We start from the raw sequence: 25,910 nt of genomic DNA, 5'->3' as shown, positions 1-25,910 counted from the left end.
CGCCGAGGTATCTTGTTACAGTGTGACTCTGTCGATAAAGCGGCGGAAGTACATCTCCAGGCGCAGGGTGAGTGCCCAGCGGTGCTCGTAGTCCACGTCGCGGGGGAAGTGCAGGGAGGGCGCGATGTCCAGGAAGGTGAAGCCCTTGTGGATATCGCGACGAAAGCGCAGCTGCAGATAGCTGTCCTCGATGGTGGTATGGGAGAGGCTTTCGCCCAGCACCACGGCGGAGTAGCGCAGTACGCTGCGACTATTGATGCGCTGGTTCAGCTCGGCGGCCTGACTGAACTCCAGGGTGTCGACCTCTTCGCGCCACTGGGCGTTACTGATGAAGCGCAGATGGCGCTTCTCATCTATCGGACGGCCGAGATCCCAGCGGGTGCGCGCCGAGTAGCCGTCCTTGTTGAACCAGGAGAAACGGTTATCGCTATGCAGCTTCCAGGGTCCGTCATTTAGGGTCCAGAGCCGCTGGGTGGTGATGCGGGCATAGGGGTCGAGAGGCAGGCGAACCTTGATCCCGGCGCCGAGCTCGGTATCCCACTCCCGGGTCCTGTCTCCCTTCCCCAGGTGGCGTAGTCCCACCAGCACATCCTCGATGCTGTTGGCCTGGTTATCGGTCAGTGCAGACTCCTGTTCGCCGAGAGTGCCGCGCGTTTCATCCGGCTCGCTCTCGATGATCAGGCGCAGGCGCTCCTCGGTGGTGGGCAGATCGAGGCGAAAGCGGGCGCTCAGGTCATGGTCGAACGCCTCGCCCTCCTTCCAGGCGTTTTCCTGGCTGATGCGCAGGTAGGAGTCGGAGTCCACCGTCAGGGCATCGGTGGTACCGAAGAACCCATCGATGCTGCGCGATGTGCCGTCGACCCAGTCGGTCATGGTGGCATGGAAGGGGCCGATACGTTTCTCGGCCCATTCCGGGAGGTCGCTGTCATCATCGGACATCGGGGCAGCGGCATGGGCGGCCAGGCTGAGACTGGCGGTCAGAGCGATCAGCGCCTTCTTCATCTTGTTGATCTCGCGTCGGTTCCGTCGTACGCAGAGTCTATCTGAACCAGCCCTTCATGACTTCGGTAATCTGTCGGATTTGTGCCTCCGAAGTGACATAGGCGGGCATGGTGTAGAGCCAGCGGCCGATGGGGCGCAGCCAGATGCCCTGTTCACGCGCCCAGTCCGCTACGCCGTCCAGGGCGGCTGCGTCGTGAGTCTCAATCACCGCGGTGGCGCCGAGTACGCGTACATCCGCTACCGCTGGGTGTTCGGTCAGGCGCATGTCCTCGAGCAGTTCCTGGCGCAGCACATCGCTGAGGAGAGCGATACGCCCCATATAATCCTCCTCTTCGAATACTGCCAGGCTTTCCAGCGCGACCGCGCAGGCCAGCGGGTTGCCCATGAAGGTGGGGCCATGCATGAAGGCGTGTTCGGGCGAGTCGCCCACGAAGGTGTCATGCACTCGGGTGGTGGCCAGTGTCGCCGCATGGCCCAGATAGCCTCCCGTGAGTCCCTTTGATAGCACCATCATGTCCGGGGTGACGTCGGCGTGGTCGGCGGCGAACATTCGGCCGGTGCGACCGAAGCCCGTGGCCACTTCATCGAATATCAGCAGCACGTCGAACTCGTCGCATAACTCTCGAGCCCCACGAAGGTAATGCGGCGAGGTCATGTTCAGCCCGCCAGCGGCCTGCAGCAGTGGTTCAACCAGGAGGGCGGCGATCTCCTGGTGATGATGTTCCAGTACGTTGCGCAGGGCGGCCAGGTCCGCCGCTACCGCTTCGGGGTCGGCATCGAAGGGGGCCTCTGGTGCCGGGGCGAAGTGGTGGCGGGGTAGGTAGCCGGCGAAAAGGGAGTGCATGCCCTCTTCGGGATCGCACACCGCCATGCAGCCTGCGGTGTCGCCGTGGTAGGCCTTCATCAGTGAGAGCATTCGGTGTTTACCGCTCCTGCCGCGCAGCTGATGGAACTGAATGGCCATCTTCATGGCCACCTCCATGCCTACCGAGCCACTGTCGGAGAAGAACACATGGTTGAGCCCCCTGGGGGTGATGCGTACCAGCTCGCGTGCCAGGCGGTCGGCGGGATCGTGGGTCAGGCCTCCGAGCATCACATGACAGAGCGTATCGGCCTGCTGCTGGATGGCCTTGACCAGTCGCGGGTGGCGATAGCCATGAATCATGCACCACCAGGAGCAGGTGGCGTCGAGCAGGGTCTCGCCGCTCTCCAGCCGGAAGCTCGGGCCTTCGCCGCCGACTACCTTGGGTGCCGGTTGCTGGGTCTTGAGATGGGCATAGGGGTGCCAGACGGGGGGTGAGTCGAGTGAGCTAGACATCAGCAGGATCCAGGGCCGTTATGGTCGGGAACGTTGTGAAGAGGAACGACAGACACGCGGAAACTCCGTACATCTCGTTGGAGATGACGGGGGTGTTGGCGTTGGATGCTTGGGGGACTACTGGGGGAGAAGATGGTGCGGATGGGGAGACTTGAACTCACTACGCCAACCGGCACCATGAAAACCTCTTTAATCAGTAGCTTGAGGGTTAGTGTTCACTAACCCCGTGTGTGGGAAGTGTGACACCCAACAGTGAGTGGGTTGGTGAGCCTCATCTTAGCGGCGGTTCACCGCATCGGCAAGCTGTAATCTTTTCGATTCACCTCTGGTTTACAGTGAACGGCCTTGCCAAAAGACTGGCGGCGTTCGCGTAGCGACTTCCTGCTGCTGACTACACCCCCTGCATGAGTGACTTTCGTTAGTCTGCTGAGTAGGCTCACAGGATAACGATTTGTAGAGCTCCAACGGAGCCAGCACGCAGGGAGCACGCACCTCATGGCATTCGATCAGACCTACTGTATGGAAATTCTCACCGCTGCCACCCGGCCTGATGCCGACAGCGGTGAGTTCATCTACGCCTTCCTCGACGCCTATGGCTTCCCCAAGGCCACCATCACCCAGGTCCGCAACGGTGGACAGCGCAACGTAGCTAGCCGCAAGGAGGAGGGCCACGTTGCGCTCAAGAACTGGCTCTACTTCATGCCGGTGCGCCAGGGCGAAAGCATCCACGAGGCGTTGCAGGTGCTGGCCGACGAGGATGAGCCTGCCCGGCACAAGTGCCGCTTCCTGGTGGTGACGGACTTTCGCGAGCTGACGGCGCTGGACACCAAGACCGATGAGCGTCTGGAGGTCGGCTTCGGCGAGCTGGCCACCCAATACCTCTTCTTTGCCCCGATGGCGGGTCTGGAGCGCACTAAGCACTTCGAGGAGGCGTCTGCTGACCTCAAGGCGGCGGCCAAGATGGGGCGGCTGTTCGATCGTCTGAAGGAGGTCAACGAGTTCAGCACGCCGGAGCAGCTGCACGCGCTCAACGTCTTCCTGACCCGTCTGCTGTTCTGCTACTTCGCCGAGGATACCGGGATCTTCCCGAAGAACGCCTTCACTAAGGTCATCACCGAGGCCAGCGGTGAGAACGGGGAGGGGCTGCCTGATCTGCTGGCCCAGCTATTCCGCGTGATGAATCAGCCCGAGGATGAGCGACCGGCTGATTTGCCTACCCACGTTGCTCAGTTCCCCTACGTCAACGGTGGCCTGTTTCGGGACACCCTTCCTGTGCCCGATATTCGTGGCAAGGGCCGGCGGATGATGATCGAGTGCGGTCAGCTCGCCTGGGAAGCGGTGAACCCCGACATCTTCGGCTCGATGTTCCAGGCGGTCGTGGACGAGGAGAGCCGTGACGCCCTGGGACAGCACTATACCTCTGTGCCGAACATCATGAAGGTGATCCGCCCGCTGTTCCTCGACAAGCTCTATGCCGAGCTGCATAAGTCGAAGGGGAGTCGGAAGAAGCTGGAAGCGCTGCTGGAGCGCCTGACGCGGATTCGCGTATTCGATCCTGCGATGGGGTCAGGTAACTTCCTGATCATCTCCTACAAGGAGTTGCGCCGCCTGGAGATGGCAGTGTTCCGGGCGCTACAGGAGGTCTCCGGCCAGCAAGAGATGTTCATGAGTGGGATTCGGCTCAGTCAGTTCTACGGCATCGAGATCGACGACTTTGCGCATGAGGTGGCGCAGCTCTCGTTGTGGCTGGCTGAGCACCAGATGAATGTGTTGTTTTCTTCTGAGTTTGGGCATTCAGAACCACTGTTACCACTTAAGGATTCGGGTAACCTAGTGTTGGGTAATGGGCTCCGCATCGATTGGACGCGACTATGCCCTATAAATGAAGATGATGAGGTTTATGTTTGTGGGAATCCTCCGTTTCGAGGTTCCAATTATCGATCTGAAGATCAAAATTCAGATATGGACTATGTTTTCTCATCATTTAAGTCTTATCGGAGGCTGGATTACGTAGCCTGCTTTATTTGGAAGGGGGCGGGTTATGTTTCATCAGGGGCTGAGGTTTCTTTTGTTGCAACAAACTCGGTTTTTCAAGGTGAGCAGGTTGCTATGCTGTGGCCAAGTGTCCTCGCACTTGGTGTAAAAATAAATTTCGCCTATCAATCTTTTCCCTGGAAGAATAACGCCAGTAGCAACGCTGCTGTCCATGTTTCAATTGTGTCGTTGACTAAAATGTATGGGAAAAGAAAAATATATAAGAAAGTGGGAGAGGAGTGGAGAGTATTAAATGTTGGCAATATATCTCCATATTTGTTGGAGGGCGACGATACAGTAGTTTCTGGAAGGTCTTTCCCGTTGGTGAGAAACTGTCCCCCTATGCTTTCAGGGAACAAGCCCACAGACGGCGGGAATCTGATACTCACCACTGATGAGAAAGAAGTTTTAATTAAAAGAGACCCCCGGGTAGAGAAGTATATATTGCAGTTTGTTGGGTCGGAGGAATATCTGAAAGGTAGAGAGCGGTGGTGCCTTTGGTTGAGAGGTCATGATGTCGAGGAAGTGAGTGAGATTCCTGATATCAGGTCCAGAGTTGAAGCAGTAAGGGATATGCGGCTTAATAGTAAGGGAGAGGGGGCTAGGAAGTCAGCTTCTACGCCGCATTTGTTCTGGTTTATATCTCATCCTGAGGAGGGTGGATATATTTTGGTCCCCTATACGACTAGCTCTAGAAGAAAGTATGTGCCCAATGGTTTTTTTGATAATAGCGTAATTGCAAGTAATCTTGTTAATATTGTCCCGGGCGGCACCTTGTATGAGTTTGGGGTTTTGTCGACCGAGCTTCACATGGACTGGATGCGCCTTGTTGGCAGCAAGCTGAAGAGTGATTACAGATACTCAGCAAGACTTGTCTACAATACTTTCCCCTGGCCCGATGCCTCCGAGCGACAGCGTCAGGAGATCGAGCAGCTGGGCCGTTCAGTGATCCTTGCCCGTGCCGCACATCCCGACAAGACCATGGCGCAGCTCTACGACCCTGACAAGATGCCCGAGAACCTGCTGGAGGCCCATCAGGCGCTGGATCGGGCCGTGGAGAGGCTCTACCGCGACCGTCCGTTCCGCGATACCGCCGAGCGTCAGGAGTATCTGCTGGCCCGCTACGAGGAGTTGATCGAGGCCGAGAAGGCGGCCAAGGTTGGAGGAAACAAGAAACCCCGCAAAGCCACCACCACGGAGGGCTAAGGCATGGCGGAACTGATCAAGGTCGAATACGAGCGCACGGGTAAGAGCGCCACCAGCAACGCGCTGGGGATGCGCGAGATGCAGGCGCGAGCCTACGAGAAGCGCGACAGCCAGTATCTGCTGCTCAAGGCGCCTCCGGCATCCGGCAAGTCGCGGGCGCTGATGTTCCTGGCCCTCCACAAGCTCAACCGCCTGGGGCTTCGCAAGGCCATCGTGGCGGTGCCTGAGATGTCTATCGGGGCGTCGTTCAAGGACACCGATCTCACGTCGCACGGCTTCGACTGGGACTGGCATGTTGATGACCGCAATGACTTGTGTCGAGCAGGCAATGACAGTGGCAAGGTGGATGCTTTCATTCGCTTCCTGGCCGACCCCAACGACCGCACCCTGGTTTGCACCCACGCTACCCTGCGCTACGCCTTTGCCAAGCTGAAGTCGTCGGACTTCGATGACTGCTTGGTGGCTATCGACGAGTTCCACCATGTGTCGGTCGATGAAAGCAATAGACTCGGCGGACTGATCGACGATCTGATGCGGGGCTCTAATGCGCATATCGTCGCCATGACCGGCAGCTATTTCCGTGGCGATGCCGCTCCGATCCTCCTGCCTGACGATGAAGCCCGCTTCGACAAGGTGACCTACACCTACTACGAGCAGCTCAACGGATACCGTTATCTGAAGTCCTTGGGGATCGGGTATCACTTCTATCAAGGGCGCTATATCGACGCGATCCGTGAGGTTCTGGACGCCAGCAAGAAGACCATCGTTCACATTCCCAACGTGAACAGCGGTGAGAGCACCAAGGACAAATACGGCGAGGTCGACCATTTGCTCGACGCCCTGGGCGATGTGGAGGTGCAGGATAGCCGAACGGGTATCGTCACCGTGCGTCACCCCAGCGGTAAGCTGCTGAAGGTCGCCGATCTCGTCACTGATACGCCTATTCGTCGCGACGTGCAGGAATACCTGCGCAACGTCACCAAGCCCGAAGACGTCGACATCATCATCGCCCTGGGCATGGCCAAGGAGGGCTTCGACTGGCCCTTCTGTGAGCATGTGCTGACCATCGGCTACCGCAACTCGATGACCGAGATCGTCCAGATCATTGGGCGTGCGACTCGTGATAGCGAAGGCAAGACCCACGCACAGTTCACCAACCTGATCGCCCAGCCCGATGCCGACGACGATGATGTGAAGGTGAGCGTCAACAATCTGCTCAAGGCCATAACTGTCTCGCTGCTGATGGAGCAGGTGTTGGCCCCCAGCGTGTCGTTCAAGCCGCGCTCCCGTATGCGTGAAGGCGAGAAGGCCGAACCGGGCACCGTGATCATCGAAGATATCCAAGCGCCGGTCTCCGACAAAGTGATGGGCATCCTGGAGTCCGGTGGGCAGGAGGACATCATCGCCGCGCTGCTCCAGAAGCCCGAGGTAGCCTCTGCGGCGGTGACGGATACCACTGAGCCCGAGGTCATCAACGAGGTAGAGCTGCCCAAGGTCATCGAGCGGCTGCACCCCGACCTCGACGAGAACGAGCGCGAGGTGCTGCGGGAGACGGTGTTGACCACCATGGGTGCGCGCTCCACGGGCGGCCTGTTCAACGAGGAAGACCTGCCTGAGGGTGCCGTGATCCATGAGCCCAACCAGGTCTACGGCACTGATGAGAACGGCGTGCCGGTCGATCCAGGTGCTGCACCTGATGGCCGCGATCTCGGCGATGACGGCAATGATGGTGAGCCCAAGGGCAATCGACAGTTCCTCAAGATCGGCGAGAAGTTCGTCAACATCGAGCACCTCAACATCGACCTGATCAACCAGATCAACCCCTTCCAGGGCGCCTACGAGATCCTTTCCAAGGCGCTGACGGCGCCTGTGCTCAAGACCATCCAGGACACCGTGGTCGGCAACCGCACCCAGATGACCGAGGAAGAGGCGGTGGTGCTGTGGCCGAAGATTCAGGAGTTTGCCGAGAAGCATGGACGCGCACCATCGGTTCATAGTGATGACCACATGGAGGTGCGCTACGCCGAGGCGCTGGCCTATATCCAGAAGAAGAAACGTGAGCGGATGAGGGGGGCGTCGGCATGATCCGCACTCGTCGAGAACCGCCCAAGCGCCGCACGCTGGATGACATCTTCGCCGAGCCCGACGAGCTGGGTCTCCTGAAGGTGGCCCCGCCCAGGTCATCGGCGCCGAGTGCCGATCAGCGATTGGTGGCGACCCTCCAGGGCATCGAGGCTTTTGTGAATGAGCAGGGTCGCGAACCGCAAGTAGACGCCAGTGACCTTACTGAAGCCACGCTAGCCGTCCAGTTAGCCGCTCTGAGAAGCGATCCCGCTAAGGTTGAGGGATTGGCTGACTGGGATACGCTCGGCCTCCTGGGGGGCTCTTCGGGCGATTCTGAAGTGGGTAATGATGCGCGTGATGAGCAGCTTGTAACGACCGTGAGAGCTGGAGAGGAGGGTAGTAGCCCTGGACCCGAGCCCACCTCGCCTTCACCCGAGAAGACGGCTCTCTCCCCCGATAGCGTCACCTCGTTAGACGACATCTGGGCAAGCGACCCTTTTGGCTTGCTGAGCGGCGGCGATGAGAGCGTCGAGTCAATCTTCGACCTGACCCATGTGCCCGAGACCACCAGCCGGGACATGCCAGATGATATTGCCCAGCGCACACCCTGTGATGACTTCTATCGCTTCGAGAGCCTGTTTGATGAGCTTAGGGACGAGCTGCGAAAGGGTGATGCTGAAGCCGTCCCCTTCGAGAAAGAGTCTCAGATCGACAAGGGCGATGCCTTCATCGTCTACGGAATGACATGCCTGGTGGATGAGGTAGGAGACGACGAGGGCGAGCAGGGGCGTTACAACCCTCGTCTGCGGGTGGTGTTCGACAACGGCACAGAGTCCAATCTGCTGCTGCGTTCTCTGGCTAGAGCCCTCTACAAGGATGAGCTTGGCCGCCGCATCCTTCGTCGTGACAGCACCTTCGATGCCATGCAGGGCATCACCCACCACGACAAGCGCACCGGCCTGATCTACATCCTGCGCTCCCTGAGCCAGGACCCGGCGCTTCGAGGCATCCGTAACCTCTACAAGATTGGCTACACCGAGAAGGAGGTGGAGCAGCGTATCGCCGGAGCTGAACGTCAGCAGACTTATCTGGAAGCACCTGTGCAAATCGTGACGACTTTCGAGTGCTACAACCTCGACCCGCGCCGCTTCGAGCGTCTGGTCCACGCCATGCTGCATCACCAGCGCGTCAACGTGTTGCTGCACAGCCGCGATGGAGGCACCTATCGACCGCGTGAGTGGTTCGACGTGGAGCTGGATACGGCTAGGGAGGTCGTTCGACGGATCGTGGATGGGACGATTGCACAGTATCGGATAGATAATACAACGGGGCGACTTGCCGAAAAGCAATAGTCTAAATTCAATGAGGTAAGCGTAATGTCTATAAATAGACGAGGTAAAAAAGGGATGTCGGATGTGGAGCGGTTGCTATCCCAGTTGAGTGTGCTTAAGAAGAAGTTGTCAAGTTGTAAAAGTGAAGTGTCGAGAAATAATACGATGATTAAGATTTATGAGGTCGAGAGAAAGTTGAAGGTTGCCAAAGGTAATGTGAAATCTGGTCTGGCCAATAGGGGGGTGAGGATTGTTAGAGGTGGTAGCCCAGGGCTAGGTAGAAGATGATATTCGAATAATAAATTGGAGTCTTCTGGATGCTGGTATAACGTGGTTGGTAACGTGTTAATAGCAATAAGCTGCCTCGTGAATACGCCAGTAAACGGAGTGTGCAGTGCTTCACGCTGACATTGCCGAGCACCTGATTCAGCAGATCAAACAAGGTGCTGGTCGCTGGGAAATGCCTTGGCACAAGGGGCTGCCTGAACCCTTCAATGGCGTGACCGGCAAGAAGTTTCGCGGTCAGAACGCGGTTGTGCTTTGGGCTGAGGGCATGCGCCGAGGTTATCGGTCCAGTGAATGGGCGACGCTTCGTCAGTGGAACCTGGCGGGTGGGCGTGTCCGGCGTGGCGCCAAAGGCGTGAGGCTGATCCGGCCGCGAATGCACCGGCAGGCCGATGTATTCGGTGGCGAGAGCGAGAACGCTCAGGGCTTCAAGACCTATCACGTGTTCAACTATGAGGAGGTCAACGGCGTCGACCATGAGCACCCCGACCTCTTTGCCCAGGGGGGCGCGTTCGCTCAGCCCAACGCTGAGGCTGAAAAGATTGTGGCATCATCCGGAGCCGTCATCAGGTTCGGCGGAGACAGGGCATTTTACTCGTATGGCCCGGATACCATCACGATGCCACCTCGGGTATCGTTCAAGTCCACCGCTGATTCGACGGCCAACGAGAACTTCTACGCAACTCTGTTGCACGAACTCATCCATTGGACATGGCAACCGGCTCGCTGCAACCGGAAACGAGAGTTCGATGACACAGGCGACTCATACGCCTTTGAGGAGCTGGTGGCAGAGCTTGGCGCCGCCATCCTGACGACACGTCTCAATCAACTGCCGGCCCCGCGCCAACAGCATGCGGCTTACTTGCAGAGCTGGCTGCGAGTCCTTTCTAGCGACTTCTCGTATTTCTACAAGGCCATGCGGCTTGCCCAGGACGCGTCAGACTGGCTGTGTCGGCGGGCAGGGCTGCTGGACTACCTGTCCACGGCTGATGAAGTTGATAACGCAGTAGAGGATACGAGAAGCGATGTCTGTGAGGGCATCTTGGTGGCGTGGGCGCCATCCGGCATCGGTTTCGTCCGTCTCGGCAACGCTGGCATCAGGTGCGGGAGGTGCGGCCATATTTTCGCCGTGACGCTGACGCGATACGAGGACCAAGCCGCCTGTGATCAATGCGGCGTTCTCAACCAAGTCGAAATCAGATGGGAAAATTCAGCTATGTGAGCACGCTTCTCAAGCCCGTATATAACTGGTTTCCCATCTGCTTTGCCTGCCCTTTATCAGGGAGAAGATATTACTGGCTTTCTTGAACTTCGGTATCCAGTTGTGGTAGACGACCAGTCTCTGCTGAAGCTGTGCCTACCTCTAGCTTGGCACGTTCAACGATCTCAGCGGGCAGCTCCTTCTTGACCGCAACACCAAGCTCCTGGAATTCGGTAGCCTGTTTGATCAAGTTGCCCTTTCCGTTGACCAACTGCCCAAGCGCTTTGTCATAGCTAGTGCGCGCACCATCAAGTTTTTTGCCTACGTCCTGCATGCTCTCGAGGAAAGTCGCCAGCTTGTTGTAAAAGCGCTCTGCCTTTCGAGCGAGTTCAGCGCTGTGGCGGCTCTGGTTCTCAAAACGCCAGAGTTGGCTCACGATGTTCAAGCTCGTGAGCAGGGTAGTGGGCGTGGCCACCAGCACATTGCGTTCGATAGCACGCTGGTAGAGGGTCGAGTCGTGCCGCAGAGCCTCGATGTAGGCGGACTCCATCGGGATAAACATGACAACGACCTCGGGTGAATTGAGACCAGGCAAATCATAGTAGTGCTTGTCCGCCAGTTCTTCGATCCGAGAGCTCACTGCTCGTGCGTGGTTGGCCAGGGCCTGCTGGCGGGACAGGTCGTCTTCGGCGTTGACAAAGTCCATGTAGGCGACAAGCGATGTCTTTGCGTCGATGACCATATGCCTACCCTGCGGAAGATAGATCACCGCATCCGGGCGACGCTTACCATCTTCAGTGTCAAAGCTCCTCTCACGTTGATAGTCCTCGCCAGGTCGCAGGCCGGCGCTGTCCAGCACGTTCTCAAGCATCAGTTCGCCCCAGTTGCCCTGGACCTTCTTCTGGCCCTTGAGCGCCTCCGTGAGCTGGGCTGCCTGGTCGGTGATATCGCGATTGAGCTGCTGGAGATGCTTCAGTTCGGTGCGTAGGCTTGCACGTTGTTCTGTCTCTTGCGTGTGCAGGGTCTCGACCTTCTCACGAAAGCCCTTGATTTCACTTTGAAAAGGCTTAAGAAGCTCTTGGAGATTGCGCTCTGAGAGCGATGAGAAAGCCTTGCCTTTTTGGTCCAAAAGCTCGTTGGCGAGGTTCTCAAATTCCACCTTGAGCTGCTGCTTGCTTTCCTCCATCCACTGGAGCTGGCGGGCGAACTGGGCCTCTTTCTCCTCGGTGCGGGTCATGAGCTCACCGTGGGCCTTTTTCAGCGCATGATGAGCCTCCTGAACTTCGTGCAGGTGCTTCTGTGCTTCATCCCGTTGGTTTTTGGCTTCCTGTAAGTTGGCTGTCGTGCTCTTCAGGTCAGATTGAGCGCTGCCGAGCGCTTCGCGTGTCTGAGCGAGGACTTTTTGTGCGTCGTCGATCCGCTGCTGGGCATTCTGCTGATACTGACGAAGTTCGGTCTCGGCGGCTTCAAGCCGTTCCTGGGTGTCTTGAAGCGTCTTCGCGCGTGATTCGAGTCTGGACTCGCGGTCGCTCAGCGTGGCTTTCAGGCGGCTCACCTCCTCTCCCAGCGCTTCCTTTGCCGACTGCTCCTGTTTCATGGCGTCGCGCACGTCGTCGAGCTGGGACTGCATGCTTGCCTGTTGCTGACGGGCAGACGTTTGCTGTGTCTCAAGCTCACGTTTGGCCCCAGAGAGCGCCTCTGTATTGGTGGCTTCTTGGAGTCGAAGTGACTGATTTAAAGCTTTTTCTTCCTCTAGCGATGCCGCTAAGCCTTGAGAGCGCTGACGTTCTTCAGACAGACTTTGCTGGACGGCTTCCATCGCCTGCTTTGCTTCTTGCGCTTCCAGCTCTCTTTCATGCAGGTCAGAGCGATGGGCCTCTTGCTCTCGCCGGACTTGCGAGATACGGCTCTGCTGAACAGCGTAGGTAAACAGAACCCCCACAAGAAATGCCACTGCGCCTACTGCAATTGTGATAATTTCAGGATTTGACATCAGGACTCCCTTCCTTTGATGAATAATTTTTCTTTACAAGCACGCCACTTGAGCTAATTTCACTTCCAGCCTGGTGCTTGGTTGTGTTGGTTACCTACTGCCCCGGCTGGCTAAGCATCTAGAGCTAAGGTTATTGGAGCATGTATCGCACCATCCAGTCGCCGACTTCACCCGGCTCATCAGCCGCGATCTGCATCGTGATGGCTGTCAGGTCGCACAAAGCCTGGTCTGACACGGCATTGAGGTCATCCAGCCCAACCCAGAGTTCATCGCCATTCGGGTGAGCATCCAAGGCATCAGCCAATCGCTGACCGAACACCTGATCGAGGATTTGCCGTTGGGACGGCCCGACCGTCTTCACTGTGGGGTAGTCATTGATCTCGGCGAGCAGTGCCTCACGCAGTGTTCCGAGATAGCTACGAACTTCAGAGGGTGGGCGAGTTACTAGATAGCCGACCTCCAGGCGAATTGACTGAGGGGCGGTCAGCTCGTCGAACACGGCAGCACGGCAAAGCTCCGGCGGGCTGTTCTCGAACAGGCCCTGGGCAACCTTGAGGTGAGTGCGTATCTTGTTGCTGTTTAGGCGCATCAAGCCCTTCATGGCCATCTCTTGAAACCATGCCGCCGAATAGTTCATGCCGAACTCACGAGCCTGGGCCGAGTTCTCCAGATTTAAGGCAGGGAGGATAGCGATCATCTCCTCCATGAAGGTGCCGACGACAGCATCATTGCCCCAGAGCTTCGTCATGTGGTCGTGGTAGACGTCATAGTGGGAAGGAGGTAAGTCAAAGTTACGAAGGGCGGTCGTGACCATCTCATCGCTCTGGAGAATCCTAGTCAGCTCGGCTTGGAAACGTGCCTCATCGAAAGCATGAGCAACATACTTTGTTTGAATGTTAAGGCCGAGGGTGTCCTCCGAAGTGAGGACAGCGCCGTCTAGCATTATCACGGATGCGAGTATGCACATGCCGGCTACTGTTTTCCTGAGTTTGACTCCCATGCCTCCTCCCTATGCGTCTTGTTCGCTGCTCATCAGCGATATTTTAACGATGACTTTGTTTGGCGCCTCCTTGAGAACCTTACACGTTTTGCTTAACTCAACCTAGCCGGTGAGTGGTAGGCCAAAGTCTAGGGGCGCCCTGCTTCGTGGTTGCACTGTCCTTGCTATGCGTATCTTTTTACGAAAGCTTGCAGAGGCCATTGAGAAGGCGTCTCAGTGGTAAAGCATGAAAACTTGCTCAGAACGCTAGCAACCAGAGTATCCAGACGAACAGGATGATCGGCGAGAGCGTGAAGAGCATGAAGGCGATCCGGCCCAGCAGGCCGATGAACTTGTCGATGCTGGCACAGAACTCGAGAAACCACATCGTTTCGCCCTCCAGGTGATCCGCTCTTAGTATCAGTATTGCACCCGCTCAGCGCCGAAGCCACTTTGAGACTGCTGTCTTCGGGTCTTGCGTGTAACCAAGAAATTTGATCCGCATCGGAGCACTAATTTTTTCCTTTCGCCGCATTCTCATCGATTACACTGTGCATTAGTAAAGTATGCGGGAGGCTAGAATGACGGGTAGACGTATTGAAAGCGAAACCGAGGTGGGTTTTGAGGAATATGAGTTGGAAGTCGGCACATACGATGTCCGGATGTCGACAGGGATCATAGCGACAGCAGGTCCTTCAGACTTGGGGAGCTTCCTTGATCAGCCGCTCTACTCAAGTCACATGCAGCTCAATATCGCGGCGAAGATTGTTTTTCCGTTTCAGCAAAGTGATATGGAGTGTGGAGTTTATTTTCACAGCGTAGGTGTTGATGACGAATGGTCAAGGTTGCGGGTCTCTGATGTGCAGCGCAGGGGCGAAAATGGTAAACCGAACTACATAGAGCGGGGTGCCGAGTGGGTGCCAGAGCTTGATTCTCCCCGCTCAATCGGATATTTCGATATTGAGCCAGAGGGTGGCGCTTTTGTGAATGTGTATCTTCCATTCTACCTCGTGCAAGAGTTCCGCACCGCCTTATCTTTCGGGCATGCCAAGCGAATCTTCGTGGGTGTTCAGAACACGGGCTTGGATCGGCTGATACAGCATATTATTTACAGCACTCCGGGGCTATATGAGGTATGAATGTCGCATAAGCGCTTCCCGCTCACGGCAGCCTGAGCGGGACTTGCTCTGCATCGCGCTAGGATGCGCCTTAGAGGCGTTATAGGGCCCGTATAATGCCCCGCTATCCCTCAGCGCCTACGTCGCTCAGAAGGGCGTCTCCGGGCGTTATGAGAGGTGGCTTGAGAGGTAAAAGGCAACGTGATGGCAAGACCGGACCTATACTACGGTAAGTCAGGTCATCGATAGGGGCGGTGATGAGTGACATCATGGAGTTCCTGCTGTTGGGATCGCCGGTCTTCTTCATGGCGTTGCTGACGCTTGCCGGTGGTATATGGGTAACGCGTCGGCATAAGACTCATGACGTTGTTCATCGCCGTAAGTAGTGCAACACTCCGGGCGATACGTGTGTTCCATAAATCGCCTTGTTTATTTCTAAAGGTTATTAAAGCCTGTTGGCTGCATGCTACTGAGGTCTAAGGAGGGGGCGCTATGAGAGACCCCTTGGAAATGCTGCTGATCGCCTCACCGATGATCGTCTTCGCGGTCGGCACGCTGATCGCAGCCATCTGGGTGACGCGACGCCGCAAGCACCGAGATGGCTCCTGCGGCCGCAACAACTAGCTCGTTCATCCCGTCGCCTTGAAGCCACTCATTCCCAGACTCGCCTCAAGCGGGCAATGGCATCAGTAGTAGTAGTGGTGGACTGAAGTTGATCTGATGCGTCAGCTCGCTCTGTCGCACTTGTCGTGCGCTATATCTCGTCGGAGAGCGCCCCAGGGGCGTTCTGACGTTCGAGTAGTGTCGTGCTATTCCTCGACGTCCACGACGCTCACAGGGGCGTTTCCGAGCGTTCTGGAGCGAGCTGGACGAGAGGGTGGGGGAAGCTGTCAGTTCCTCTTTGCTGGTGGCCGCGACACCGATGCTTTCTGGTTGCTGAGCAGACTCGGCTACCGTCAGCGCCGAGGTCATGTCAGCAGCGCACGGTTGCCAGGCTATATCGTTCCAAATTGGAACAATGGGGGTGGTCATGAGCTCACCAGCGTGTTCTGAAATCAGCTCACAGAGCTCTGACAGGCCTTCCTGGCGGATAAATGTCACAGCCTCATCATCCGGCATGTCTACGTCGAAATCGTCAGGCAGGGGGCTGTGGCGCGGATACAGGCCATGTAGCGCATCGACTTCCAGCATGAGCCGATCGTAGTCAGCTTCCGAGAGCTGCTGTGCCTCCCACTGCTGTCGCGCCTGGAGAATGCTCTCAGAGACGTTCTGGTCGTATTCATACTCGCTGGGCTCAGCTGACTTGAGCTCCTTGTCCCAAGCAGCTTCTGCGGCAAGGACAGCACGCTCGTAGTCACGTTCCGAGGGGTCAGCAGCCAGATCACGCTGAGCTGCGAGATAGTCGTTGAGATCAGCATCACCTTCTTCGTATTGCCAATCATAAGCAGGCGAACTATTTCGGAAGTCCCCCCAAGCCATCAGGTCGTCGATCTCCGAGGCCTGCAACTCATAGCGAAGGTCGTCTTCAGGATCTATCTTCGCCGGTATCCAACCACGGTAGAGGTAGGTCATGGACTGGTGGAGTGTGAGTTGGGACAGGTCAACCTTGTTGGACCTCAAGCGCTGCTGCCTGGTCCTGGCCGCTGTGTAGAGCTTCTTGGCTTGTCCTCGGATTCCCCGACTGGCGTAGATGCGTCCCCTTCCGGGGTCCATGTATCTGCTTGGCTTGTCGAGTGTCTTTGACATGTAGTCAGCAATGCCAATGTCGATAGGGGCGAGGCGGAATTTTCTGAGACCGTCAGCGTTGGTGAAGACCTGTCGCTTGATTGATGGTTTCGTCCAGGTTCTGATCCGCTGCTTGTAGCTGAACTGCACTCGGTATCCAGAGGCAGTCGGAGCCTTGTCTTGCTTGAAGCAATCCCTGATCGCTGACTCGTCATCCTCGTGGTATGCGACAAGACAGTGGGAGTGGAGGTTACCTTCATGATCTTCCAGAACGCAGAACCACTGAGCGTCGACGCCACGCTTACGAAGGCGCTTGTTGATCAGGTCTGCGTAATAGGTCGCCGCCGCACGCGCCGCCGCACACGCTATCCTGTTCGTTACCTCATCTGAGAAGTTGACAGTGATGAACGCCAGCTTCCAACCAGCTGTGCTCTCTACTAGGTTGAACAGCGTCTTGTAGTAGAAGCGGAGGTCCAGCGACATGCTGTATCCGTCGAAGTCCACACGCAGAGGCTTCAGGTCCCAGTCTCTTAGATACATAGACTCTATAGGGAGTGATACTGGACTAAGCTGCTGGCCGATAGCGTTCGACAGGTCCCAAATCCGCACGCGCTCTGCGTTTGTGCGATTTTTTGGCTGCTTTTTTTTGCTCTCCAGGGGTGCATAAACTGCATGTGTGGAAGGCGTGAGTGATGTTTCAGTCATGCTATAATTTCACTTGTGTCACAGGTGCCGCGCTCTTCTCTAGAGGGCGGCTTTTTTCTCTTTATCAGAACAGCTGCTGAGCGTAACGCGTTACTATGGGTGATTGGTTGTAACTTGTTACGCCACCTTGTCCGCTGTGGATCGAAAGGTTTACGCTGCGATCCATGCCGGATATTTTCCGGTTTTCTGGGTCATTAGCGCATGGTGTAAACTGATCCATCGATAATAATATGATCCGAGGTAAAGTGCCATATAAGGATTGGGGGTAGTGCGATGGGAGCTTTCATTGGTTACTTGCGCGTGAGCACCGACGATCAGACGACTTCGGCGCAGCGGCATCAAATCGAGTCCAGGTATAAGGTTGATCGCTGGTTTAGCGACGACGCGGTATCGGGAGCAACAAAGGCAAAGCGCCGAGATGGCTTCAGTCAGCTCCTGAGCTACATCCGTGAAGGGGATACGTTGATTGTCTATGCGATTGATCGTCTCGGTAGGGATACTGTTGACGTGCTGGAGACGGTCGAGAGGCTGCGTGTCGAAGGTGTCGCGATCGTATCTATAAGGGAAGGCTTCGAGCTGGGCACGCCGATCGGCAAGGCGATGCTGACGATGCTTGCCGCGATCGGTGAGCTTGAGCGCAGCAACATCAAGGCCCGTCAGATGGCCGGCATTATGAAAGCGAGGGCAGAGGGGCGTCGGCTAGGGCGAGCGAAAACAATCGATGACCGTGCTGTTGCGCTCTGGCGCTTTGAGAACAACGAAACGATCACTCGCACCGCACAGCACTTCGGCATCTCCACGCCGTCGGTCAAGCGGGCTTGGCGTCGAGCACGAGAGGAGGGCTGGCTTGATGAGGGACTGCGCCGGGCCAGCTGATTGTCATCAGTCGCCTGTATAAGGTAACTAGCAGGAACGTGACGCGAATAGGCGGCACTGCCCAGGGCGAAAGCGATGTTTTCTAGGGCTTTGCTGCTCGTGCTGAACTTCAGCGTCAAAAACGCTCTCCGTGCGCATTCAGAGGCATTTTAGAGCATCCACTAGGGGCAGGTATGCGGTGGGCGAAAAGCGTCATAGAGCGCAATCCTGCGGCTTCTGCGTGAAGTCTCTGAAGTCAGGGGGCAGCTGATGCAGGGGAATTCCGAGGTGCTGGGAGGTAGGCTGTGAACCCGAGGTCTATCACTGATGCACAGAAAAAGCCGAGGTTGGAGTAGAAGTCCAACTTCTCTATTTTCTCATTATTCTTTTCTAATATTATGTTTTTTTTGGTTTTTCCTTTGGAGGATTTCTTTAAGGCAAAGCTCCCCCTTATGCAAACCGCTCGGTGAGCGGTTGTGCATAAGAGGTTTGCCACCTTAAAACCCCCTCGAGCTGAAAGAGTGAAGTTACCGAACAAGTCCTCGGATGAGGTGTGGTTCTCTGTCGTAATCAGACCCCGGAGACTCTGCATCACGATTTCACGGTAACTCCAGGGTCTTTCTGGTCCTCAGCCACTGGAGAAGGCTCATCCGATCACACCTCGGATGAAAGGTTGACATGGTCAGGCTGCTCACGCCCCCCCGGAATTATGGTTTGACCGAGGTTTCAGGATAACCATGCCGCACTGCGTCAGAAACACGCTATGGGGTTAAGTGCTTCAGGCTCCCCCCACATCGTTGCGACTCCCGTCTGACGACTCGGATGTTGCCATCACGAGCACTCCTCGGGAATGCCGGGCTATGTCGCTCTCACTTTCACCCGCGGGTGAGGAACCTACTCCAGTCGTCGACGAGCTTTTTGCGCTCTAGTGCTACGTTGAGCGTGGTATTGCAGTCTGTGCGCTTGGAGTTCGACGGTTTCGGTTCAGCACCCTCTACTCTCACAGACCCAGCCATACGGGTCACCGACCTGTCCGTGAGGAACTCTACATCTCCACACTGTGATTTTGTCATGTTGTCTTTGGATTGACAATAGCTAATGGAGTGGTAGTGGTATGAAGCTGGGGAACACTGTAGGTTCTCGCCAAGCGTAACGGTCGGTCATGTCCTACAGCGAGTCAGGGCTCTCACTGATACGGATCTAGCAGTTGTGGTCTATATTTTGACTGACGCCAGTAAATCGCGACTCTTTGTCTCGTAACGCGTCATACCATTGGGCCAAGGACGGCCCTGCATTGTTCTGTCAGCCTCCTGGGGGCTGGCAGAGCAGTGCTACTGTTCTTATACTTGCATTCGAGGTGGCGAGCGTAGTATCGAGGCTGACACTCGTGAACCACAGCCATCTCACTTCTGAATAGCGGGCGCCCGGAGCATAGCATCGGTGGCCAAGGAAACGGGCCTACGATCACTACCTCTGGGGCGCACCCCCAACTTCCTGGTCAATATGCCCTCGGCTCTCGGCAGCGCTATGTAGGTCGAGCCTTTCCCGATTGTGCCTGTAGCGATATACGGTAACAGCCGCGGCTCATGGGCTCGGCATGCAGGCAGAGCCTTTCCCGAATTTTGATATCCAAGGTTTGCCAGGTTGGCGGCGGCGTTGGCATTGGCGGCATTCCGACCTGTGGCAGTTATCCTCTACGCTCCACCCTCGGCATGACTACGCTGTCTATTTGACCTCATGGTCATCAGCTCTGCGAGCTGGGGAATAATTGCTTTTTCTGGCGTGCAGCCCTCACCCACGACTTCGTCTGCGCTGGTGCGCTTACGGTTAAGGACCCCCAAAATCGTCGCCTGAGCGGCATAGACGTTAGGTGATTCCACCATGGCGTCTAACATCCGTCTGGCTTCCTGGGAGCCGCTGGTGCCCTCTGAGAGGTATACCAAGGTCTCGCCAAACAAGCGTGCTGGATGTAGCAGGTCTCAGCTCGCTGAGCCACGTGTCAATTTGCTCGTTTCCAAGGAAGCTGCTAGGTATGTCGGATCTGAGGCTGATGTATGCTGCCAGATACGATATGCACTGTATCTGGTAGCCGGTTTGCCAGCTGTTCCGGAGTGAGCCTGATTCAGGTCTGGGAGTATTAGTGCCTGACAGCCTGGTTGGGAAGAGACCGTCTTTCCGGATTTGCTTACAACGTGTCTCGGTTTGACCTGATGCCCTGAGAGAGTGTCTCTATATCGCTCAGCAATGCTCTCTGCGCGATTTTATTCAGCAGAATATAGTCTGCATATAGATCGTGCTTGAATCGTCTCAGGAGCGATTCTGGAGCGTTTTAAGAGCTCTTATACTGTGACGATCCGTTGATGTTGCGAATCTCTAAAAAAACATACGTGTTTGTATGTAAATGCCGGTCTGCTGAAGCTCTTGGCCTTTTTTTGTTGGTCATTTGGGTCCTTATATTAGCGAAAATGTGACTTTTTTTGAGTGTTCTGCCACTGAGTTGTGATGGACGATGTGAGCTCCACATGATCTGAATGGAGTGTCACATGGTAAGTCGTGTAGCTGAAATCATCATAAGCCGTCAGAGCGAGCTCGGTGTTTCAAATGCGAAGCTGGCATTAGCCTGTGGGTATGAAAATTTCAATGTTATCGCGATGATGCGAAAGGGTAGAACGAAATTCCCACTGGAGAAGATCGGTCTTATCGCCAATGCACTTCAGCTTGACCCAGTGTGGTTACTCCGCGTGGCGATGAGCGAGTATTCGCCCGGGAAGCTGACCGCGATTGAGTCAATCGTCGGGCCGCTGGTGACGAAGAATGAGCTACAGCTTCTTGAACGCTGGCGACAAGCTACTCATGGGGAAGATCCCGAGCTTTCGGAGCCTGTGAAGCGGGGGATGTTGGAGGTTGTCAAATTAGCCAAAGGGACGGCTCAAGACAGGTCATGATGTAAAGCCTGGCCGAAGTCTTTGAGAGGCTTCGGCCGGCATTCTGGTTAGTTTTTCACGGCGAGCTTCTTGGGCTTGGGGCATCTCGATTGTAGGCCATCGATGTGCTCATGTAATCCCGATGGGATTGTTTGCCACATCGGGTCTAGCACGAAATCGATTCCTTCTCTGCGTGCGATCTTGGCTGCGGGGACAAAGTCGGCGTCACCAGCGATCAGCACGATCTGGTCGACCTGTTTCTTCAGGGTTAGGGAGGTGACGTCGACACCGATTCTCATATCAACACCTTTCTGCCGTATGTCGATTTGAACATCGTTCTCGCCGATGTCATCAAACTTGATTTTCCCCTTCAGAAGCTCTCGGATGACCTGTGGCTTGATGGTCCATTGGGCATCGTCTGATAGGTGACCAAGTCGCACCGCGAGCTTCCGCTTGCCGAGGAGTTCGGCGTGCAGTTCTGAGCGGAAGATTGCTTCATTCGTCTTCGAGAAATCGATCGCCATCTTGGTAATCGGGTTGTGCATCTTCTTGGTCAGAGGAGGGCAGTCGTAGAAGAAGATGCGATAGAGGTCTCGGCGAGGTTGCTTGCCCTTGCCGCCATTGCCGTCATGCAGGTGACTGACAGCCCAGCGGTGCAGACAATCAGCCGCCCGCTTCGCATCGTAGGCGTTCTCGGGCTCTATCCTGCGGAAGCGCTTGATGAAGTAGGCGCCGTCTACGAGTATCGCTGTTGGCACGTTCCGTTCTCCAGAAACGAAAACGCCCCAGGGCTCGGCACATCCCGGGATGGGAGGGATGGCTTACTGCCAGGGGCGTGGATGCCCGAATCATAGGATCGGGGGTGGTGAGTGTCAAGATCGCCTGAGCCGCGCCCTAGGCGTTCGGCGGCTCTGATCGTTGCAGGTTAGAGCTCGCCAGCTGGGCCGAAACCCGATTGGCGAGCAACCTCCCGAGAGGATAGTGCTGTCGGGAATGGCGATCTCGGTGACTCAGCTGAGTGAGTCAGTCCGGAGCTATCCGGGGTCTTCTCCCAGGTCCAGGTCTGACTGCCCTGCCTCTTCTAGGTCCGCCTGCCGTTGCAGGTGCGGAATTTTTTCTTGCCACTCACGCAGAACGCGGCCTGCCTCGCTTGCCTTACGGCGCTCGAGCTCGATGAGCTCTGACTTTGTCGTGTGCATCAGCACCTCCGACTAGAGTTGCAGTGCACATGCAGTGGGAGGCGAGGGAGCGCCAGGCGATCCTGCTCAGGCAGCTTCGGAGACCATCTATCGCCCCCGAGAGACTGTTTACAGTTTCGACCTTCGGCACTACAGTTACCCCCGTAGGTAGATAGCCAATCTGAACCAGCGGGTAGGTGCATCAATGGCGCGGCAACGCCGCATCGACCATGGTTCGGGATACCTCCTCCCAATCAGCATGCTGCTGCTGTTGGACACTGAAGGGCTCTGCGGGTCACTCTTGATCTGCCGGGCCCTCGCTGTGTAGGTGCAACCTACAATGCCAATCGTAACTGATAAATAGAGTTCGTCACCCTTGAAATACGATATGTTGTGGTATAGGGCTCAGTTTGGGTGTGCATGTGGGCGGCTGAGTGTTTAATCAGCTTGTCCCAGAGTAGCGAGTGGCTCTCACTTGCTACACGCTTTGATTCCCCACTTGTTCTTGAATGACTCCCAACTGATAGAGCCGAGGTCTACCTCGGGGTAGGTCACCGCCTCTACGATGTCGCGTAGAAACGCCAGATGCTGTCCTCGGCCATAACGAGAGGTCATCGGCCCGTTTGCGTGACCCAGAATCCAGCTGATGTCGTCGTCCCGGATGGTCTCGCCGTCCGGTAGCTTCCCGCGTCGTGCCACATCGGCAAAGGTATGCCGAAACGAGTGGAACGAGATGCTCGTGCGATCACCCCGTTGGTCAGGTCGACAGGCGATGCCACGACGGTCAAGGTAGCCATATCTGAAGCGTGGCTTGCCATTGCGGTCTACCCCATTCGGCCCACCCTTGAACCATTCGGTGATCTTCTTGCCCTTGGGCTGTGCGCCTCGGCAATACTGGTCGAAGAGCCCGATTGGGGCTGCTGGGTGCTTTCTCCGCTCGTCGACGTAGCCCAACAGGCCGATGGTGGTCAGCATAGAGTGGATGGGGACGCGGCGCCTGGAGCTCTTCGTCTTCAGCTTCTTGCCACTGCCGTCACTGGAGGTATCGGTGGTGATGTCGAAGAACCAGATCCCGTCCTCGTTCTTGATGTCGCCCAGCTCCATCTGAATGATCTCGCCAAGCCGTGCGCCCGTCAGCAGGGCGATCAAGGGTGTCCAGAACTTCGCCGCATCGTAGAGGGGCTCTCTGGCGTTGGCCTTGGGGAAAAAGCCCTCACCATAGCTTGCACCGGGGAATATGCGTTGTAACTCCTCGGTGCTGAATGGCACCTTGTCGATGTCGCTGCCGCCTCGGCGTTGCTTGGTGTCGATGACGTCAGCGGGATTCGAAGTGATCCAACCGTATTTGACCGCATGTGCCAGGACCTTCTTGAGGGCAAGGAGACGCGTCTTGGTCGCCTGGACGCCTGTCGTTGGTCGACCGTGCGTTGTTCGGCACATCGTGGCAGCGACCTTGGCATCGACGTTCTTCGGGTAGTTGCGGCAGTGCTGCTCGGCTTCCCGGCACTCAGGGATGCCGATGTCGTGGATATCCCGACCTTCGAAGTAGAACTTCCAGAAAGCGGCGTCCCGAGACTCCTTGTCGAGAGTGCTTTCACTTAGCCTTCCGTCGTATTCCCGATCGCGGCGATATTGCTCTAGGTAGTCGTCAGCAACCTCGGCAAACGTCTTGCGAGACGGAGTGGTTGAGCCGGAGGGCTCTACCACCGGCTTTGCGCGTTCTGTGACGGGAGGACCAAACCGGCGATCGATGTCGTCCATGAAGTCTCTGACTGCGGCCCGGTCGGTTTCAGGGCACCCGGAGTCGGATTCGAACTCCTGACCGCGGTAGACGCTCTTCATGTAGTGGAAGACAAGCCCCTCTTCCGCCATGTCGATGGGATCGCGCGACGGCTGAGCGAGCCATGAAGCCGGCTTTGCGACTGTGGGGCGCTCTGAGGGCGCTGTGTGGCGGAGTGCTGGTGCGGTATGGTTCTGGTCGTTTGCGCGTCGTATGAGCGCATTAAGGGCGGCCAGCGCGCCCTGATCGGTCTTGAGCTCGTCCACTGACTGATCGTTCCTCAAGGCATCGAAGAAATCCTGGAAGGTCAGCCAGGTCTTCATTGCACGGCGCTTGGCTGTGGCCTTGCAGGCGGTTCCGAGACTTTGCCTTACCTCACGCTTTCCCCCGAGTCTGTGTCGTAGGTCGAGAGGGATCACGATCCGGGCGTAGAAGGTCGTCCGGTGTCGGCTCCGAGTCAGGTAGCTGCCGTAGGCCATGGGAGACTCCAAATGTCGCACCGAAGTGTGACACCTTCCACAGCAGTAAGCCTTTCTGACTCAAGGGGTTAGGATTCATGCAGTCTCGGGTTGAGACTGGTGCGGATGGGGAGACTTGAACTCCCACGCCCTGAGGCACCAGAACCTAAATCTGGCGTGTCTACCAATTCCACCACATCCGCACGGATAGGCTGGCGTGGTATTTTACGGACGCACACGGACAAGTCAATGATCATCGGGCAACTCCAGGTGGTCGGCAGCCGCCACGGCCAGTGCAGGCGGGTCGCAGGCCGGCAGGTGCGGAACGACACCCAGGCAGCGGGCGTCCAGCGTTCTCGCCAGCGTTGCCAGGTTGTCGCGATAAAGACCTTCGTCGTTGCCGAATGCGGGATCGACGAGGCTGCCGGCCCAGCCGGCCAGCCGCAGACCGTCGGCGCGTATTGCCTCGGCCGTCAATCGTGCGTGACTGATGCAGCCGAGCCGGAGGCCAACCACCAGAATCACCGGTAGCGCCAGCTGCGTTGCCAGGCCGGAGAGGTCCTCCCGGGCATTCAGCGGCACCCGCCAGCCACCGGCGCCCTCCAGCAGGGTGAGGTCCCGACCCAGGCCCAGCCTTTCGCGCATGCTCTCGCTCAAGGCGTCGAGCGTGAGCGTGACACCCGCATCTCGAGCGGCGAGGTGAGGCGCTATCGCCGGCGAAAAGGCGTGGGGATTGACCGTGGCATAGGACACCGCGGGGTGGCTGCAGGCCTGTAATGCCAGGGCGTCGGTATTGCGCAGGCCCGCATCGGTGGGCTCACTGCCTGAGGCTACGGGCTTGAGGCCCAGGGTCGTTAGTCCCTTGCGGCGTGCCAGGGCCAGCAAGCCAGACGTGACCAGGGTCTTGCCGGCGTCGGTATCCGTGCCGGTGACAAGGTAGGCGGCCATATTAGCGTTCGAGCTCCAGCGTCAGTAGGTGATAGGTGACGGGCAGCCCCTCGGGTTCACGCAGGGCTTCGAACCGTTGTGAGGCGCGAACAAGGTCGGCCCGGGTCAGATGGCCCCTGGGGCGTGAGGCCTGGGCACCGATGCCCTTGATGGAGGCCATTACCGCGGTCATGTCGGGATAATGGAATCTTGGCCGACTTACCTTGACCGCGACGCGACGAAAACCCGCCAGGCAGGCGGCCTTGCGATAGTGTTCGGGGCTGCGAAAGTCGAGCAGGGCGGCGTGACGACCGGGCCGCTTCCAGGCGTAGCCCACTTCGCTCAGGGTCTCGGGGCCGAGGGTGTTGATCAGGGCGCGACCGCCGGGGCGCAGCGTGCGATGCAGCTCGACCATCACGGCGTCGAGGTCGGGGCACCATTGAACGGCCAGGTTGGAGAACACCAGCTCCAGGCTGGCATCGGGCAGTGGTAGTGCGCCGGCATCACCGCAGACCCAGTGCACCTTGTCGCCTCGCTCTCGTTGGGCGACTTCCAGCATTCCCGGGGCGATATCGAGGCCGATGACGCGGGCGTCGGGTGCATAATCATCGGCCAGTCGCTGGCTCCAGCTACCCGGGCCGCACCCGAGATCGAGGATATGCATTGCTCCCCGGGGTAGCCTGGCCCAGAGGGTTTCGCCCATGTCCTGCTGTGCCGCCGCCAGACGCTCGTAATCATCGGCGGCGCGTGAAAAGGCATGGGATACCCGCTGTTGCCAGCCGCCGGATGCCACCGTGGGAGTCAAGTCTGGTGAATTCATGGCTGGT

General features: G+C 57.1%; 18 protein-coding genes and 1 tRNA gene. 8 read left to right on the top strand and 11 right to left on the bottom strand.

All coding sequences use genetic code 11. The features are described from left to right. Positions 1-15: 15 nt before the first annotated feature. Together Q0894_RS01460 and bioA are read right to left on the bottom strand one after the other, a co-directional pair. Complete coding sequence (locus tag Q0894_RS01460) at positions 16-1,002, bottom strand: hypothetical protein (RefSeq protein WP_299230841.1); 987 nt, start codon at positions 1,000-1,002, stop codon at positions 16-18. 37 nt (positions 1,003-1,039) lie between these two features. Next, complete coding sequence (bioA, locus tag Q0894_RS01455) at positions 1,040-2,320, bottom strand: adenosylmethionine--8-amino-7-oxononanoate transaminase (protein WP_299230840.1); 1,281 nt, start codon at positions 2,318-2,320, stop codon at positions 1,040-1,042. Between the two features lie 495 nt (positions 2,321-2,815). Here bioA and Q0894_RS01450 point away from each other — a divergent pair, with 495 nt between their 5' ends. The 4 genes from Q0894_RS01450 to Q0894_RS01435 all read left to right on the top strand — a co-directional run bounded on the left by Q0894_RS01450 (position 2,816) and on the right by Q0894_RS01435 (position 10,462). Then, entirely contained in the window at positions 2,816-5,560 is a 2,745-nt protein-coding gene (locus tag Q0894_RS01450; RefSeq protein WP_299230839.1) for a DNA methyltransferase, read from the top strand. 3 nt (positions 5,561-5,563) lie between these two features. After that, positions 5,564-7,645: a helicase-related protein gene (locus tag Q0894_RS01445; protein ID WP_299230838.1), complete on the top strand. Its 2,082-nt coding sequence runs from the start codon at positions 5,564-5,566 to the stop codon at positions 7,643-7,645. Beyond that, on the top strand, positions 7,642-8,976 hold the full coding sequence (locus Q0894_RS01440; protein ID WP_299230837.1) for a GIY-YIG nuclease family protein: 1,335 nt from the start codon (positions 7,642-7,644) through the stop codon (positions 8,974-8,976). Before Q0894_RS01445 ends, Q0894_RS01440 begins: the two co-directional genes overlap by 4 nt. A gap of 373 nt (positions 8,977-9,349) precedes the next feature. Beyond that, positions 9,350-10,462: a zincin-like metallopeptidase domain-containing protein gene (locus tag Q0894_RS01435; protein WP_299230836.1), complete on the top strand. Its 1,113-nt coding sequence runs from the start codon at positions 9,350-9,352 to the stop codon at positions 10,460-10,462. 70 nt (positions 10,463-10,532) lie between these two features. Here the strand turns inward: Q0894_RS01435 and rmuC are convergent, their stop codons facing one another. From rmuC to Q0894_RS01420, 3 genes are all read right to left on the bottom strand, one after another. Next, positions 10,533-12,434 (bottom strand): DNA recombination protein RmuC, encoded by a 1,902-nt coding sequence (gene rmuC, locus Q0894_RS01430; protein WP_299230835.1) that lies wholly within the window; start codon positions 12,432-12,434, stop codon positions 10,533-10,535. Positions 12,435-12,564: 130 nt separating this feature from the next. Continuing rightward, positions 12,565-13,434, bottom strand: coding sequence for a hypothetical protein (locus tag Q0894_RS01425; protein ID WP_299230834.1), 870 nt, complete (start codon positions 13,432-13,434; stop codon positions 12,565-12,567). Between the two features lie 238 nt (positions 13,435-13,672). Next, positions 13,673-13,801 carry a hypothetical protein gene (locus Q0894_RS01420; protein WP_299230833.1) on the bottom strand — a complete coding sequence of 43 codons (129 nt, stop codon included), beginning with the start codon at positions 13,799-13,801 and terminating at the stop codon, positions 13,673-13,675. A gap of 193 nt (positions 13,802-13,994) precedes the next feature. On the opposite strand from Q0894_RS01420, the gene Q0894_RS01415 reads away from it, so the two are divergent. Together Q0894_RS01415 and Q0894_RS01410 are read left to right on the top strand one after the other, a co-directional pair. After that, positions 13,995-14,552, top strand: a complete 558-nt coding sequence (locus Q0894_RS01415; protein ID WP_299230832.1) for a hypothetical protein — start codon at positions 13,995-13,997, stop codon at positions 14,550-14,552. 471 nt (positions 14,553-15,023) lie between these two features. Beyond that, entirely contained in the window at positions 15,024-15,155 is a 132-nt protein-coding gene (locus Q0894_RS01410; protein WP_299230831.1) for a hypothetical protein, read from the top strand. A 45-nt stretch (positions 15,156-15,200) separates the two neighbouring features. Here the strand turns inward: Q0894_RS01410 and Q0894_RS01405 are convergent, their stop codons facing one another. Further along, positions 15,201-16,739, bottom strand: coding sequence for a hypothetical protein (locus Q0894_RS01405; RefSeq protein ID WP_299230830.1), 1,539 nt, complete (start codon positions 16,737-16,739; stop codon positions 15,201-15,203). Between the two features lie 495 nt (positions 16,740-17,234). On the opposite strand from Q0894_RS01405, the gene Q0894_RS01400 reads away from it, so the two are divergent. Beyond that, positions 17,235-17,837 (top strand): recombinase family protein, encoded by a 603-nt coding sequence (locus Q0894_RS01400; RefSeq protein WP_299230829.1) that lies wholly within the window; start codon positions 17,235-17,237, stop codon positions 17,835-17,837. Positions 17,838-20,359: 2,522 nt separating this feature from the next. Beyond that, positions 20,360-20,761, top strand: coding sequence for a hypothetical protein (locus Q0894_RS01395; RefSeq protein ID WP_299230828.1), 402 nt, complete (start codon positions 20,360-20,362; stop codon positions 20,759-20,761). A 47-nt stretch (positions 20,762-20,808) separates the two neighbouring features. On the opposite strand, the gene Q0894_RS01390 is transcribed toward Q0894_RS01395, so the two are convergent. The 5 genes from Q0894_RS01390 to Q0894_RS01370 all read right to left on the bottom strand — a co-directional run bounded on the left by Q0894_RS01390 (position 20,809) and on the right by Q0894_RS01370 (position 25,903). Beyond that, positions 20,809-21,498 (bottom strand): NYN domain-containing protein, encoded by a 690-nt coding sequence (locus tag Q0894_RS01390; RefSeq protein ID WP_299230827.1) that lies wholly within the window; start codon positions 21,496-21,498, stop codon positions 20,809-20,811. An 891-nt stretch (positions 21,499-22,389) separates the two neighbouring features. Further along, entirely contained in the window at positions 22,390-24,177 is a 1,788-nt protein-coding gene (locus Q0894_RS01385) for a site-specific integrase (RefSeq protein WP_366130954.1), read from the bottom strand. Between the two features lie 97 nt (positions 24,178-24,274). Further along, positions 24,275-24,359 (bottom strand) — tRNA-Leu (locus tag Q0894_RS01380). Positions 24,360-24,402: 43 nt separating this feature from the next. Then, a complete protein-coding gene (gene bioD, locus Q0894_RS01375; protein WP_299230825.1) occupies positions 24,403-25,104 on the bottom strand; it encodes a dethiobiotin synthase in 702 nt (233 codons plus the stop codon). Between the two features lies 1 nt (position 25,105). Next, positions 25,106-25,903: a malonyl-ACP O-methyltransferase gene (locus tag Q0894_RS01370; RefSeq protein WP_299230824.1), complete on the bottom strand. Its 798-nt coding sequence runs from the start codon at positions 25,901-25,903 to the stop codon at positions 25,106-25,108. Positions 25,904-25,910 lie beyond the last annotated feature (7 nt).

The organism is uncultured Halomonas sp., from assembly GCF_947501415.1.
Taxonomy (GTDB): Bacteria; Pseudomonadota; Gammaproteobacteria; order Pseudomonadales; family Halomonadaceae; genus Halomonas.
Note: the sequence above shows the minus strand (reverse complement) of the source record. Positions and strands in the feature narration are given on the sequence as shown.